At 48.5% G+C, this 14581-nt stretch carries 16 protein-coding genes; 12 read left to right on the top strand and 4 right to left on the bottom strand.

Features of this window, described 5'->3' with window-relative positions:
* Positions 1 to 4: 4 nt before the first annotated feature.
* The 6 genes from rsxD (at position 5) to nth (ending at position 5123) form a co-directional block, all read left to right on the top strand.
* Positions 5 to 1066, top strand: coding sequence for an electron transport complex subunit RsxD (gene rsxD / locus Q0882_RS02915; RefSeq protein ID WP_299177793.1), 1062 nt, complete (start codon positions 5 to 7; stop codon positions 1064 to 1066).
* Complete coding sequence (gene rsxG, locus Q0882_RS02910; RefSeq protein WP_299177792.1) at positions 1066 to 1710, top strand: electron transport complex subunit RsxG; 645 nt, start codon at positions 1066 to 1068, stop codon at positions 1708 to 1710. Before rsxD ends, rsxG begins: the two co-directional genes overlap by 1 nt.
* The gene (locus Q0882_RS02905) at positions 1710 to 2411 is read left to right on the top strand and encodes an electron transport complex subunit E (RefSeq protein ID WP_299177790.1); all 702 of its coding nucleotides are present in this window, start codon (positions 1710 to 1712) and stop codon (positions 2409 to 2411) included. The genes rsxG and Q0882_RS02905 overlap by 1 nt, the downstream gene beginning before the upstream one ends.
* Positions 2412 to 2518: 107 nt before the next feature.
* Complete coding sequence (locus Q0882_RS02900; RefSeq protein ID WP_299177788.1) at positions 2519 to 3496, top strand: response regulator; 978 nt, start codon at positions 2519 to 2521, stop codon at positions 3494 to 3496.
* Positions 3496 to 4473: a sensor domain-containing diguanylate cyclase gene (locus Q0882_RS02895; protein WP_299177786.1), complete on the top strand. Its 978-nt coding sequence runs from the start codon at positions 3496 to 3498 to the stop codon at positions 4471 to 4473. The genes Q0882_RS02900 and Q0882_RS02895 overlap by 1 nt, the downstream gene beginning before the upstream one ends.
* A gap of 14 nt (positions 4474 to 4487) precedes the next feature.
* Complete coding sequence (nth, locus tag Q0882_RS02890; protein WP_299177784.1) at positions 4488 to 5123, top strand: endonuclease III; 636 nt, start codon at positions 4488 to 4490, stop codon at positions 5121 to 5123.
* Between the two features lie 16 nt (positions 5124 to 5139).
* Here nth and grxC read toward each other — a convergent pair whose 3' ends face one another.
* The gene (gene grxC, locus Q0882_RS02885) at positions 5140 to 5379 is read right to left on the bottom strand and encodes a glutaredoxin 3 (protein ID WP_299177782.1); all 240 of its coding nucleotides are present in this window, start codon (positions 5377 to 5379) and stop codon (positions 5140 to 5142) included.
* A gap of 59 nt (positions 5380 to 5438) precedes the next feature.
* A complete protein-coding gene (locus Q0882_RS02880) occupies positions 5439 to 5819 on the bottom strand; it encodes a hypothetical protein (RefSeq protein WP_299177779.1) in 381 nt (126 codons plus the stop codon).
* Between the two features lie 123 nt (positions 5820 to 5942).
* Here Q0882_RS02880 and Q0882_RS02875 point away from each other — a divergent pair, with 123 nt between their 5' ends.
* Complete coding sequence (locus tag Q0882_RS02875) at positions 5943 to 6848, top strand: AraC family transcriptional regulator (protein WP_299177777.1); 906 nt, start codon at positions 5943 to 5945, stop codon at positions 6846 to 6848.
* 493 nt (positions 6849 to 7341) lie between these two features.
* Positions 7342 to 7608: a GIY-YIG nuclease family protein gene (locus tag Q0882_RS02870; protein WP_299177775.1), complete on the top strand. Its 267-nt coding sequence runs from the start codon at positions 7342 to 7344 to the stop codon at positions 7606 to 7608.
* Positions 7609 to 7670: 62 nt separating this feature from the next.
* Here Q0882_RS02870 and ccoG read toward each other — a convergent pair whose 3' ends face one another.
* Complete coding sequence (gene ccoG, locus Q0882_RS02865) at positions 7671 to 9068, bottom strand: cytochrome c oxidase accessory protein CcoG (RefSeq protein ID WP_299177773.1); 1398 nt, start codon at positions 9066 to 9068, stop codon at positions 7671 to 7673.
* Between the two features lie 100 nt (positions 9069 to 9168).
* Here ccoG and Q0882_RS02860 point away from each other — a divergent pair, with 100 nt between their 5' ends.
* The gene (locus Q0882_RS02860; protein WP_299177772.1) at positions 9169 to 10581 is read left to right on the top strand and encodes a PLP-dependent aminotransferase family protein; all 1413 of its coding nucleotides are present in this window, start codon (positions 9169 to 9171) and stop codon (positions 10579 to 10581) included.
* Positions 10582 to 10584: 3 nt separating this feature from the next.
* On the opposite strand, the gene Q0882_RS02855 is transcribed toward Q0882_RS02860, so the two are convergent.
* Positions 10585 to 11727, bottom strand: a complete 1143-nt coding sequence (locus Q0882_RS02855) for a diguanylate cyclase (protein ID WP_299177771.1) — start codon at positions 11725 to 11727, stop codon at positions 10585 to 10587.
* Between the two features lie 240 nt (positions 11728 to 11967).
* On the opposite strand from Q0882_RS02855, the gene Q0882_RS02850 reads away from it, so the two are divergent.
* Genes Q0882_RS02850 through Q0882_RS02840 form a run of 3 tightly spaced genes read left to right on the top strand, consistent with a single transcriptional unit; the run spans position 11968 to position 14573 of the window.
* Positions 11968 to 12603: a DUF2796 domain-containing protein gene (locus Q0882_RS02850; RefSeq protein WP_299177769.1), complete on the top strand. Its 636-nt coding sequence runs from the start codon at positions 11968 to 11970 to the stop codon at positions 12601 to 12603.
* Positions 12604 to 12621: 18 nt separating this feature from the next.
* On the top strand, positions 12622 to 13320 hold the full coding sequence (locus tag Q0882_RS02845; RefSeq protein WP_299177767.1) for an ABC transporter ATP-binding protein: 699 nt from the start codon (positions 12622 to 12624) through the stop codon (positions 13318 to 13320).
* Complete coding sequence (locus Q0882_RS02840) at positions 13317 to 14573, top strand: ABC transporter permease (protein ID WP_299177764.1); 1257 nt, start codon at positions 13317 to 13319, stop codon at positions 14571 to 14573. Before Q0882_RS02845 ends, Q0882_RS02840 begins: the two co-directional genes overlap by 4 nt.
* Positions 14574 to 14581 lie beyond the last annotated feature (8 nt).

Below are 14581 nucleotides of genomic sequence, written 5' to 3'. Positions count from 1 at the left end.
ACTGATGGCGTTGATACGTACCAGCTCGCCCCATCTGCATAAAGCCAGTAGTACCTCAGACGTGATGCGTCTGGTGGTAATGGCAACCTTGCCAGGCCTGGCCGCAATGACTTTTTTCTTTGGTTGGGGAACCTTGATCAATGTAGTTTGGGCGTGTTTGTTAGCAGTTGGCTTTGAAGCGACTATTATCAAGATCCGTAAACGTCCATTGGGGTTCTACCTTAAAGATTACAGTGCTGTGGTAACGGCACTGTTATTGGGGTTGGCGCTTCCACCGTTTGTCCCCTGGTGGGTGACACTGGTCGGTGTTTTTGTTGCGATTGTGGTAGCAAAGCATCTTTATGGGGGGCTTGGTCAGAACCCGTTTAATCCCGCCATGGTCGCTTATGCGCTTCTGCTGGTATCGTTTCCCGTCCAGATGACCAGTTGGACAGCTCCTTTTGTTCTTAACGGTGAGGGTGATAGCTGGAATATCCTTGGTTTTGTTGACACCTTCAAACTTATTTTTGGTAGCCTTGATAGCGCCATAGTCGATACTTACACAGGTGCGACGCCTCTGGATGCGATGCGTCACCGTGGTGGGCTGACGACTGAAGAGGTGTGGAGTTCGGTGCCTGTTCTTGCAGATGGTATCGGTGCCTGGCATGCGGTCAGCGCAGCCTATTTTATGGGTGGCGTTTTTCTGATCTATCGGAAGGTTTTCACAATTCACACACCGGCTGCGATGCTGATCACGCTGGCTGTGACCTCAACTCTGTTCTACCTTGTTGATCCCTATAACTATGCTGATCCTTTCTTCCATCTGACAGCCGGGGCGACGATGCTTGGGGCATTCTTTATCGCCACTGATCCGGTCACCTCAGCGACCAGTAATAAGGGGAAAGTAGTTTTTGGTATCGGTATTGGTCTGCTGATCTACATTATTCGTGGATGGGGTGGTTATCCTGATGCGGTTGCTTTTGCGGTGTTGCTGATGAATCTGGCAGCTCCCTTTATTGATCAGTACACACAACCACGCTCTTATGGTCATGCTAAGGCGAAGCGTGGACTGAAGGGAGAGGTGTAATGCGGATGTTTAGTGCGATTAAAACCAGCACACGCGCTATCAGCCTTTTTGCTGTTGTCTGTGCGGGTATCATTGCGGTAACGCAGGTTTCTACCGCTGATAGGATCAGTCATAACGAGCGTGAACAGCGTGCTAAGGCATTGTATGAGATCGTTCCACGTAGCAGCATTGAAAATGATCTTCTGGAAGATACGCTTGAGCTGGTTTCCCCTGCTCTAAGGGGGGACACTACCCCCTTTGTGGCCTATCGGGCGCGTAAAAACGGTTCTGTGTCGACGGTCATTCTGCCGCTGTTAGCGCCGGATGGTTACAGTGGTAAGATCGATCTGATCGCGGGCTTTAATGCTGATGGCTCAGTTGCGGGCGTGAGGGTATTGGCTCATAAAGAGACGCCGGGGTTGGGAGATAAAGTTGATACTAAAAAGTCAGACTGGATCTACAGCTTTGATGGTATGACAAAAAATGCCAGCAACGATGAGCGCTGGGCTGTTAAAAAGGATGGCGGCTCCTTTGATCAGTTTACGGGTGCGACTATCACGCCACGCGCAGTGGTCAACGCAGTCTCACGTGGGCATGATTATTTTATAGCTAACCAGGTTGAGCTGTTGGAACTGGCGGTACCTCAGAGGTCAGGAGAGCAATAATGGCTGCGGATTATAAGAAGATCACCCATGACGGACTCTGGGGTAATAACCCTGCACTGGTCCAGCTGTTGGGACTCTGTCCTCTGCTGGCGGTTACGGGCTCGGTTGTTAATGCGATAGGTTTGGGATTAGCCAGTACCATCGTACTGATCGGTTCCAACCTGACAGTCTCAGCATTTCGTAAGTTTGTGCCGGATTCGGTACGTTTACCTATTTTTGTCATGATTATCGCCTCGTTTGTAACGGCCATTGAGTTGCTGATGAAGGCGTTTACTTACGAACTCTATCTGATTCTTGGAATATTCATCCCTCTGATTGTCACCAACTGTGCAATCATGGGGCGTGCTGATGCATTTGCCTGTAAAAACCCGATTAAGGAGTCCCTACTGGATGGTTTAATGATGGGGTTGGGATTTACGGCGGTACTCGTTGTTTTAGGCGCGATGCGTGAAGCGTTAGGATTGGGCACTCTGTTCAGTGATATGCAGCTCCTGTTTGGCCCTGTAGCTGAAAGTTGGAAAATCACGCTGGTCGATGATTACCCGGGTTTCCTTTTTGCTGTTTTACCTCCCGGTGCATTTGTGGGGATGGGGCTCTTGATCGCATTGAAAAATGTTATAGATGCCCGGACAGAAGCGCGAAAAGCTGAGATTACGCCTGAGTCTGGTGTTCGTCCTGAACGGGTCAGAGTCACCGGATAATATTGATATAAGACCTTCCTATAGCACAGGCTGAATTGTTTTCTGCCTGTGCATCTATTAGTCTCTTGGTTTCTGTATTCCGTTCTTGTGTAGTGTAGGGAATTCTTGTGAGCCAACCTGTTCCAATAGTGATCTGCGATGATTCGCGTTTAGCCCGTAAGCAGATGGCATCGGCTCTGCGTGGCTGGAATGTTGAGGTAACATTTGCAGAGCATGGTCTGGAAGGACTTGAAGCTGTTCGTGCAGGTAAAGGTGACCTGGTTTTTCTTGATCTGAATATGCCTATTATGGATGGTTATCAGGTACTTGAACGGATCCGAAAGCAGGATCTGCCTGCCATGGTTATTGTGGTATCGGGCGATATCCAACCTGAAGCAAGAAATCGGGTACTAGCGCTCGGCGCACTTGAATTTATCAAGAAGCCGACCTCTCCAGAGCATATATCAGAAGTATTACAACAGTTCGGCTTGTTGGATGAACTGGCACATCCAGAGGAACTCCATGAGCAGGTTGAGATGGAGATCCCGCTGCCTGAGTATTACAGGGAGATAGCGAATATTGCGATGGGGCAGGCTGGTGAGATGCTTGCGCGATTGCTGAATACATTTGTTCACCTGCCGATACCTGCTGTCAGAATGACAGCCTCTTCTGTACTGGAGGAGCACCTTCTGGATGTGCAGCGCTTACAGTGCGAGATCGTGAGTCAGGGGTTTATCGGTGGGGGGATCGCCGGAGAGGCGCTTCTGATACTCCCTCAAGAGGGTTTAGAGTCGGTATCTCAGTTGATTGTGGAAGATACCTCAGGTGAGTATCAGCGTACGGAGTTACTGATCTCATTGTCGAATGCATTGATTGGGGCGTTTCTCTCAAGTTTTTCGAAGCAGCTGGATCTGCATCTGAGCAAAGCGACCCCGGTAGTTATCCATCAGTTTACCGGAATGGCTGATCAGGTCGAAAAGTTTGACCAGACGCTGACAGTATCGATCGATTACCAGATCCATGATCATGATTTTCAGTGTGAACTGATGCTGGTGTTTACGCCGGATTCCTTAACTGGCCTGCAGAAAATAGCGAGTTACTTTTGATGAACTCACCTAGCTTTCAGGAGATTGATGAACTGCACTGGACTCTGGGTCTGATCCAGAATCTTGAGGTGGGTCTGGTTGTTGTGGATCGCGCGGGTGTGATCAAACTATGGAATGGTTTTATGGAAAACCATTCTGGGGTGCTAGCTCAGAAAGTCGCAGGTGAGAAGCTGTTTAATAAGTTTCCTGAACTTCCAATCCGCTGGCTGCAGCATAAGCTGGAGTCTGTCTTTCTGTTACGTAATGCGGCTTATATCTCTTGGGAACAGCGCCCTTATCTGTTCCATTTCAAAGCCAGTCGGCCGATCACTGGCAGTGCCCGCTTTATGTACCAGAATGTGACCCTGATCCCTCTGACTTCCCCTACAGGTGAGGTCGATCATGTGGGTATCCTAATCTACGACGTGACCGATACAGCTGTCAGCCAGATCGCGTTGCAGGATGCAAATGGAAAACTGCAAACTCTCAGCCGTGAAGATCGTCTGACCGGTCTCTTTAATCGTGGTTATTGGGAGGAGTGTCTGAATCAGGAGTTTGAGCGCTTTAATCGTAGTCAGTTAGTCAGTTCGCTGGTGATGTTTGATATTGATCACTTTAAGCGGGTGAATGATACCTATGGGCATCAGGCTGGGGATGAAGTCATTCGTGTCGTTGCGAACACACTGAAGGAGCAGGTTCGTAAAACAGATATAGTCGGTCGCTATGGGGGAGAGGAGTTTGGTGCGATTCTTACCGGTACAAATGGTGATAAGGCACTCATATTTGCGGAGCGTCTGCGTGCCCGAGTGGAATCGCTTATCGTGCCTTATGGAGGGCACAAATTGACATTTACTATCAGTATTGGGGTCTCTGAGATTAATTATGAGATTGATAGCCCTACTGAGTGGTTGGAACAGGCGGACCAGGCGTTGTACCAGGCTAAACAAAGTGGTCGCAACTGGGTGACTCTATTCGGCGATACGGACAGCGTCAGCTAGGGTTGAGATGAACTATGAACAAAGTAAAACGACATGAAATTTTTTCCCGGTGGCGAGAGGATAATCCCAACCCAACCACTGAGTTGGAGTACTCCTCAGCATTTGAGTTGTTAATCGCAGTCATTCTCTCCGCGCAAGCGACCGATGTTGGAGTTAACAAGGCAACCCGCAAGTTATATCCGGTTGCGAATACGCCAGAGCAGATCTATGCACTGGGTGTTGAGGGTCTTAAGGAATACATTAAAACGATCGGTTTGTTTAATGCGAAAGCAGAGAACGTGATCAAGACCTGTAAGGCACTGATCGATAAACATCATTCTGAGGTACCGGATAATCGGGCTGATTTGGAAGCGCTGCCCGGAGTCGGGAGAAAAACGGCCAATGTGGTGCTCAATACAGCATTTGGCCAGCCAACCATGGCGGTAGACACCCATATTTTCAGGGTATCAAACCGTACCCGAATTGCACCGGGTAAAAATGTGAATGAGGTAGAGCAGAAACTGCTGCGTTTTATTCCTAAGGAGTTTCTGCTTGATGCACACCACTGGTTGATTTTGCACGGTCGTTACACCTGCGTTGCCCGGAAACCTAAATGTGGCTCCTGCATGATTGAAGATCTCTGTGAGTTCAAAGAGAAAACAGATTTTTAATTGTGTGTCAGGGCAGTCATATCTGCCCTGAATCCCTGAGCATACTGGAAAAATCATCGAATCCACCAATATGCTGATCGTTAATGAAGATCTGCGGTACTGTTTTGCGTTGTGCCCTTTGCACCATCTCCCGTTGTTGTTGCTGTTTTCCAGTGATTTCATACTCCCTATATTGCCAGCCTAAGTGGGTTAGCAGCTTTTTCGCGGCCTGGCAGTAGGGGCAGTATGACTTTGTGTAGATCTCAATCTTATCCATCTGCTGTTACCTCGGTTTATAGGGGCGGTTATACAACCGCCGCCTGTGACTACATCTGATTAGTTGACGTTATCAATGTCGTACCAGGGAGTCGGGTTGATCGGGCAGCGAAAACGAACGCCCTCTTCAGTAACGGTAACCCGTGAGATACGCTGTTCACCCGGGTTGAGAGGAAACATGTCCAACCCTTCATGGGTTTTGAAATTTTGAATCTGGAAGCCGACCAGCTTATCGGACTTGTTGGTTACAACAAATTCGTACTCACCCGCTTTTAATCCAGCTAGAGTTTCCTTCGCAGAGAAATACCCACTGTACTCATCCAGATGGATCACAGTAACACCATCTGCTCGGGTTTCAGGTGTTGCTGAATTAGCGAAAGGGGTGGCAACCAGTGCTGCCATCATCATAAAAATTGCGGTCATTCGTTGTAGTAGTTTCATTGTTTAACTCCTTAGATTTCCTGCCTCGCTACATTGCGAGTGATCTGGTGGTATCTAATTTATCGAGTAATACATAGACGAACTATGCTATAAAGTCTTAATAAAATGTCGGATCGTATAAATATGAAGACTGATGCACTTAGTGAGATGCTATCTTGGCTACGCCTTAAAGCTGAGGTGTATATTCATGCTGAATTTCAGGGCTGCTGGGCTGTTGATACGTCGGGATCACGCAGAGTGCCGTTCCACCTGGTGAACAGTGGTAAGAGTTGGTTGCACCTTAAAGGTGAGTCGCCGAGGTTATTATCAGCAGGGGACCTCGTGGTATTTCCCAGGGATGAACCTCACTACCTCAGCAGTGAGAGTGAGCCGCCGTCACCAGACTTAGTGGCGAGGACAGTCGCTTCGATAGGAGAGAAAAAATCGGGAGAGATTACCGGGCTGACCTGTGGCTACTTTGAATTTGAGAATAAACAACACTGGCCATTACTCGATAGTTTACCTGCAGCTATCGTTCTGGAGCTGAGTGATACCAGTCGGCAGGCAAATACTCGTGCACTGCTTCACCTGCTTGTCGCTGAACTGGTTGAAGCTGAACCTGGGTTCTATCAATCGGTCAGCTATTTGACACACACACTGTTTATCCACATTTTACGTAGCCAACTAGCTCGGGGAGAGCAAACAGGTTTGCTGGCGGCACTGTTTCATCCTCAGGTAGGGCAGGCGCTCAATCTGATCCATACACAACCGGAAAGGCATTGGACACTGGAGATGCTAGCGAGAAAGATTGGGATGAGCAGGGCGGGGTTTGCTGTCGAGTTTAAGCGTCTCACGGGAACTACCGCAATGTTATATCTATCGCAGTGGAGAATGCTTCAGGCTACCGAGTTGTTACGGACCTCTGATCTTTCAGTCTTTGCAATCGCGGAACGGTGCGGTTATCAAACAGAAGCCTCGTTCCGTAAAGCCTTTAAAAATATTGTGGGTCAGTCTCCCGGGGTGATTCGAAAACATGCAGGCGCAGTGTAACTGTTCAACGCAGGGGTCTAAGAGTAGTTATCCAGAATATCTGTGGATAACTTCTTTGATAAGTTTTGGGTAAATCGCTGTAACGCTGATGTTATATGGTGATCCAGCATTTTGTCGTATATCTGTACATTTAATAAATAGCTTATTTTTCAGTAGGTTAATTTAATTAAACAGCGTGGTATAGAAACTGGTGGTTTTTTATCCACATCTTCTGGTGGTGGTTAGGTTGATGTGGATTAGATTTTGTTTGAACCAGAGGGTGGCGCTTTGGCTGGATTACTGTAATACGGGCGTTATGGGATAAGTAGGCCCTTACTATTCCCTCTGTCGTAGTTTTTTATTGTTTTAAATGGTTAATTTTTCAATTAAATCAATTTATAAGTTTTACTCTGTTTTCTCGGATACCCTGCTCTATTGTGACGAACCTTAATGTTTATTTATAGCTTGGCGATCGTTAAGATCGCAGCTACGTTTTGCTGCTACAGAGAGAGTTATGTCAGAGTGGTTTGTTTATATCGTGCGCTGTCGGGATAACTCATTATATACCGGTGTAACTACAGCCCCTTCAAGGCGTTTGCGCCAGCATAATGGGGAGCTGGTCGGCGGGGCGAAATATACGCGCCTCCGGCGGCCCGTTGAGCTGGTCTGGCAGGAAGTACACCCGGATCGGGCGTCAGCTTCAAAGCGTGAATACGCTATTAAGCAGTTTTCCAGAGAAGCCAAGCTTCAGTTGATTGCCAACGCAATACCCAGTGAATAAAGTTAAAGAGGGGGATTCCACAGGCTCTCTCGAACAGTATGTTCCCTGTGGAATCTCCTCAATCAGGGGGCGAGAAAGCGACTGATTTTATCGATCTGCAGATTCTCTGAGGTAAAAATAAATCTGATTTTCTGCCGCTGGCTCAACTCCTGTTTTGGCGTACACACCTGATAAATGGTATTGGTTTGATCGCCGGATAATTCAATCAGAGGTTTGCCTACTAACCGGAATCGGTTGGTTGAATCCTGACTCTGAACTGAGACATTTAGTTGTTTCAATGTATCGGAGAAGCGTTCCAGCTCGAGCAGATAGGTGTTGCATACCTCCTCATCTGTTACTTGATAGAGTTGACCACGCTCTTTGGCGATCTCAATCAGAACCGGGGAGCGGTGATTCAGGCTGTAGGCAACACCAAAAAGGGTTACCACTGTGATTGCCAAGTAGCCGATCAATCTGGGCCGCAATAGCGATACTGGGCCGGGCTGAGGTTCTGTCATCGCTTTAGCAAGCTGTGTTTCAGAGTAAAACTCAATTAAACCGCGTGCCCGTCCAAGTTTTGACATCACTTGATCACAGGCATCGATACAGGCTCCACAATCGATACACGCAGACTGCAGACCGTTGCGAATATCTATACCAGTAGGACAGACCTGAACACAGATATGGCAATCGATACAATCTCCGCTATTTTCTGGGCTTCCCCTAAGGTGGCTACGAGGTTCACCGCGAGCTTGATCATAGGTCACTGTCAGGGTATCGCGGTCAAACATCACCCCCTGAAAACGAGAGTAAGGGCACATATGCAGACAGACCTTTTCACGTATCAATCCGGCGTTAAGGTAGGTCAACAACGCCATTATTATGATCCAGCCATAGGTAAAGGGAGAGGCGTTAAGGGTGAATAGCGCCTGAAGCAGATGCTCTACAGGCACAAAGTAGCCGCTGAAACTAACAGCAGTTAGCAGGGATACACTTGCCCAGAGCAGATGTTTGGAGACTCTTCTGATCAGTCGGATCCCTCCTAGGCCTTCCCGATCATACTTGGCGCGCTGAGCCGCTCGTCCCTCTGTCAGTTGCTCCAGACGGATAAAGATCCAGGTCCAGATCGACTGTGGACAAGCAAAACCGCACCAGATCCGGCCCCAACCGACCGCCATAAAAAACAGTAACCCTGCTCCTGCAATCATCAATCCGGCGAGAATGGGGAGTTCATACCATGAGAGCTGACTTCCAAAAAGAAAGATTCGGTGCGATGCGAAATCAAACAGGATAAGAGGTTGGCCCTCAATTCGGATCCAGGCCAGCGCAAAGAATCCAACGATCAGCGGCCAACTGATCAACCGTCTGAGGTTCTGATAAAAACCTTCAACCAGTCTGACATAAAATTTTCCATCTCCGGGGAGGGAAGTGGGGTCTGTGATCTCCCTTAGAGGGATATCGCCTTTACTTATCTGCTGCATGGCTCTGCCTGAATCGGGGATACGACCGTTACTATAACGATGCAGATAAATAGGGGCAGGCATAAAAAAAATAAATATAATAGGTACAGATGGAGGAGCTATGACCTATCTATACCTAGATCTTGAACAGGAGTTGCAGCAGCAGATTCGGCATGGGGCTTTGCCTGCGGGAACTAAACTTCCCTCTATCAGGCAGCAGTGTCAGCTGAGGGAGCTTTCCAAAGCAACGGTTTTACATGCTTACCAGCGACTGGAAGCAGCAGGATTGATTACAGCTCGCTTTAGATCCGGGTTCTACGTGTGTGCCCAGCCTACGGGGCGACCATTGCCAACCCAGCCGGATGTGACCAGCAGTCCACAACCGGTGGATATGAGTGATCTGATGCGGGATATCATGCAGCACAGTGCTGCATTTGATATCTGTCCACAGGCCGGTAGCTACCATGAGCTACCTGTAGGCATCACAGAGTTAAATCGTGCCGTGGCGCGCTCCCTTCGCCGCCAAAAGGGGAGTGAGCATCAATACTACGATGAGCCATCCGGCTCAAAACAGTTACGGCAGCAGATATCAGAACGCTACAACCGTCTGGGATGTCGGTTGAGTGCAGCGGATATTACGATGACTGCAGGCTGCCAGCACGCGCTATCTTTGGCGTTGCAGCTCTGTTGCCAGCCAGGCGATACCGTAGCTGTAGAGTCCCCGGGGTTCTACGGGGTATTACAACTGATCGAAACCATGGGGCTCAAAGTACTTGAGATCCCCTCCTCACCTGAGCATGGGATAGATGTTGATGCATTGGGTGCGGCGCTGGAACAGTGGTCGATCAGCGCTTGTGTCGTCACACCAGCCTTTGCGACACCAACAGGTGCGCTCCTGTCCGATGACTCTCGTAGAAAACTGCTGAGGCTGGCATCAGACTACGATTTTATGCTGGTGGAGGATGATATCTATGGTGATCTCACTTTTGATATACGCCATCCGCCTTTAAAGCAGCTGGATCAGGAAGGGCGGGTGATTCTGTGTGGGTCGTACTCAAAATCTCTCTCAAGAGAGCTACGATTGGGGTGGATAGTTGCAAATCAGTCACCGCAGTTGATGCGGCTTAAAATGGTCAATCTACTCGCACTCAGTAAGTTTACCCAGCAGGGACTGTTCTCATTTATCCAGGAGGGGGGATATGACAAACATCTGCGGAAGCAGCGACTGCTGTTACAGCAGCAGAGAGATCAGCTTATAGACGCATTGGATCAACACTGGCGCCCCTTGGGAGATCTGCGGGTGAGTCAACCGTCAGGAGGCTTATCGCTCTGGGTTGAGCTGGATCCCGAGATTGACCTGTTTAGCTGTTATCGTCTTGCGAGGGAGCAGGGCGTGATCATCACCCCGGGTAATCTGTTTACGGCGCAGGATCGTTACCGTAACTGCTTACGATTAAGCTTTGCCCATCTCTGGAATCGGGAAAGACATAGCGCTCTCTCCAAACTGGCTGAACTGATTTACAGTACTATTTAGGGGTTACATCACGACTTGATCACGACCATTTTGCTTTGCCTGGTAGAGGTTCATATCGGAGCGGTTTAGTACTGCTGTAAAGGGCTCGCCAGCTTGCCGGCGTGCAACGCCAATGCTCACAGTGAGTTCAATCTGTTCTCTGAACTGAAGATGGTGGATCTGTCTTCTGAGACGTTCAGCCAGAGCAAGAATGAGCGCGTCTGAATCGGCCTGACTGACAATCAGAAACTCCTCTCCACCGTAACGAATACAGAGGTCTTCCGGTCGGGTGTGTTGCTGCAGAGCTTTGCCGATAGCTCTCAGTACGGTATCTCCGCAGCGATGACCATAGCTGTCATTAATCCGCTTAAAATAGTCGATGTCCAGAAACATTACATAGAGATAACCGTTTCGATCACGCTCATCGCGCCGAATGAGGCTTCCCTCAGTTTCATTCAGGAATCGACGGGTATAGAGGCGGGTCAGAGGGTCTTTTATCGCAATCTCCTTGATAACTCCCAGGCTATGTTTAGTCAGAAGCCCGGAAGCGAGCCCCAGTAGCAGAAAGACGATAAATATAAGGCGTGCTGATTGGATGAAAATATCGTTGCGCTGTGCTTGCAGGTCATCCAGATAAACCCCGGTACCGATAATCCAGTCCCAGGGGTCAAAATAGGTGACATAAGAGACTTTAGGAACTACTTCGTCGTCACTGCTGGGTTTCATCCACGAATAGTCGATCCAGCCACCACCGCTAAGCGCTGCTTTTATGAATTGGGCAAAGATAAACTGACCGTTTGGGTCTTGAAAATAGAGCATATTCTGATGATTAAGTTCAGGTTTGACCGGATGCATCATCATCTGACCTGCGCTGTTATTGATCCAGAAATACCCATCCTCAGAATACTTTGCTTCCTGCAGAGCGCCCAGAGCGAGTGAAACCGCTTCTTCACTCGTGAGATCCCCATTGAGTGATAACTGGTGGAAACTATTCACAATGGAGGATGCGACAGAGGTCATGTGCTGTGATTCAGCACGCTTCTCAGTGTAATAACCATTACTGAACGCGTTAAAGAAGAGATAGAACAGCAATAGCATACTGATCAGGCTGATTAACGTCATCAGTGATAACTGACGACCAATATCACTGCTAAGGTAGGTTTTCATGCACCCTCCTTGCCGCAAAGGGCCTTAGGCTAAGGCACGTGTATTGCGTTGTCTCTGATCAGGAATCTAACTTAATGGCGCAAAGCTGGGGTTGATAACAATCAACTGTGCTCAGTTCTGTAGGGTTTATTCAGGGACAGCTGACAGAAATCAATTTAACTATTTCATCTCAAGGCTTGGAACCAGAGAATAGGATGATTATAGTAATGTTATATTATAGCTTTTGTGGTTGGGCACGATATGTCAATACGAATAGGAAAGCGAGTCGTTCTGGGGCTGGCGGTGTTAGCAATCCAAAACGCTGCCGTTGCGTTTGAAGAACAGGAAGTTCATCTGCATGGTTTTGCGAAGATGGATATAGCCTCTGAAGGTTCCAAAATCGAAGTGATGTTCTCATCGCCACAATATAATATTGTTGGCTTTGAGCACCCTGCAGTGTCTAGAGAGGATCAGGAACAGCTAACGCGTGCCAAACATCAGCTCGAAGAGGTAGATGCGCTTATTCAGTTTTCCCAAGAGGCTGAATGCCGGGCTGATCAGGTAAGGATCGACTTTGCAGTTGAAGTTGAGAGGGAAGGTTCGCGTACCGAGTTCGATCTGAATAAAATAGAGCACGCTCATGATGAACATGAACATGAACATGAACATGAACATGAACATGAACATGAACATGAACATGAACATGAGGCCGAAGGGCACCAGAATATTCTCGCTCACTACCGTTTTATTTGTGCCAACCCAGCTGCACTGAGGCAGTTGAGGGTCGGGATGTTTTCTGTTTTTCCAAAGTTACAACAGCTTGATCTGAATCTCTTATCGGACCATGGTGCGAAAAAATTTGAGTTAAATGCAGATAAGAGCGTTGTTAACTTTTAAGTCAGTATTGGGATAGGCATGCAATCAGCAGTCGAGCTTGAACAGCTTAGATATAGTTGGAATAAGTCAGACCCGGTGATATCCGTAGCCGATTTTTCTCTGAATAGGGGGGAGAGGTTGCTGATCACAGGTGCTTCGGGAAGTGGTAAAAGCACGCTACTCAATCTGCTAGGTGGCATAATCCGCCCGGATCAGGGACGCATCTCACTGTTGGGAGAAGATATCACCAAACTATCTCCGTCTGAGATTGACCGGTTTCGCGCTGACAATACCGGATTTATCTTTCAACAGTTCAATCTGCTGCCCTACCTGAACCTGATTGAAAATGTGATGCTCCCCTGTCATTTCTCCGGTAAGCGATCTGCCGCAGCTTCTCAGAAATTTGGTTCTGTTGAAGCAGAGGCGAGACACTTGCTGGAGCGGTTAGGCCTTGCAGATCAGTCGTTACAGGAGCAGGCAGTCAATGAACTCTCCACCGGCCAGCAGCAGAGAGTGGCTGCAGCCCGGGCGCTTATCGGCCAGCCCGGGATCATCATTGCCGATGAGCCAACGTCTGCACTCGATGGGCAAAACAGTGATCAGTTTATGCAGCTACTCTGTGAGCAGTGTCATGCCGCAGGAGCGACGCTGATTCTGGTGAGTCACGATCTTTCACTGGCTCCCCACTTTAATCGTGTAGAGGAGCTCACCCTTATGGGCCGGGGTACTCAAACATGATGTTACGCCTCTCCTTAAAGAGCCTTCTGAACCGCAAAGGAACACTGATGCTGACGGTCGCTTCTATCAGTATCAGTGTGTTTCTGTTGTTGGGGATCGATATGCTGCGGCATCAGGCTAAAAATAGTTTTTCATCCACAGTTTCAGGAACCGATCTGATTGTTGGCGCTCGAGGTGGGCAGATCAATCTGTTGCTTTACTCCGTTTTCCATATTGGAAATCCCACCAATAATCTCTCCTGGAAAAGCTATCAGGCTATTAGCCAGCACCGGGATGTAAAATGGAGCATTCCTCTTTCGCTGGGTGATTCCCATCGCGGTTACCGTGTTCTGGGAACAAGCGAGGCGTTCTTCCAGTACTATCAGTACGGTAATAGTTATCCTCTTGAGTTTAGTTCCGGGCGTGTATTCTCCAATGTATTTGATCTGGTACTGGGGGCGGAAGTTGCACAGAAACTCGGTTATCAGCTAGGGGATGAGGTTGTCATTGCTCATGGGATGGGGAATGCCGCAATCCAGACCCATGATGACAAACCGTTCCGGGTTGTTGGGGTGCTTAAACCGACAGGTACTCCTGTGGACAGGACGTTACATGTCAGTCTGGCAGGGATAGAAGCGATCCATCTGGATTGGAAGGCGGGTGTTCGGTTGCCAGGAGCCACACTCTCACAGCAAGCGGTTCAGGAGATGGATCTGACGCCCAAACAGATCACCGCATTTATGCTGGGGCTGAAATCTCGACTCTCTACTTTTCATTTGCAGCGTTCGATCAATCGTTACCGACATGAACCCTTAACAGCTATCCTACCGGGGCTGGCGCTGCAGGAACTGTGGCAGATGTTCAGTTTTGCTGAACAGTTGTTGGTGGTGATTACCGGATTGGTGGTCGTTTCCAGTTTGATCGGCATGTTAACTCTGTTACTCACCAGCCTGAACGAACGTCGACGTGAGATGTCTATTTTACGATCACTCGGGGCGCGTCCACATCAGATAGTGCAACTCCTGCTGTTTGAGAGTCTGTTGATCACTCTGGTCAGCATTCTGGTGGGGGTGATCCTATTTTATCTCGCCATACTTGGGCTAAGCCCTTTGGTCCAATCTGAGCTTGCGATCACTATCGGTGTGCAGAACTTAACGCTCTGGCAGTGGCAGATACTGGGTGGGATTTTGCTTTGTGGTACATTGATGGGAGTTATTCCCGGTTACAAGGCTTATCGCCAGTCATTGCTGGATGGTATGAGCCTGCGCATTTAGATAGGTAA

It is taken from the genome of uncultured Neptuniibacter sp. (genome assembly GCF_947498015.1).
GTDB lineage: Bacteria > Pseudomonadota > Gammaproteobacteria > Pseudomonadales > Balneatricaceae > Neptuniibacter.
The sequence above is the reverse complement of the archived record's forward strand: the minus strand, read 5'-3'. Positions and strand labels throughout refer to the sequence as shown.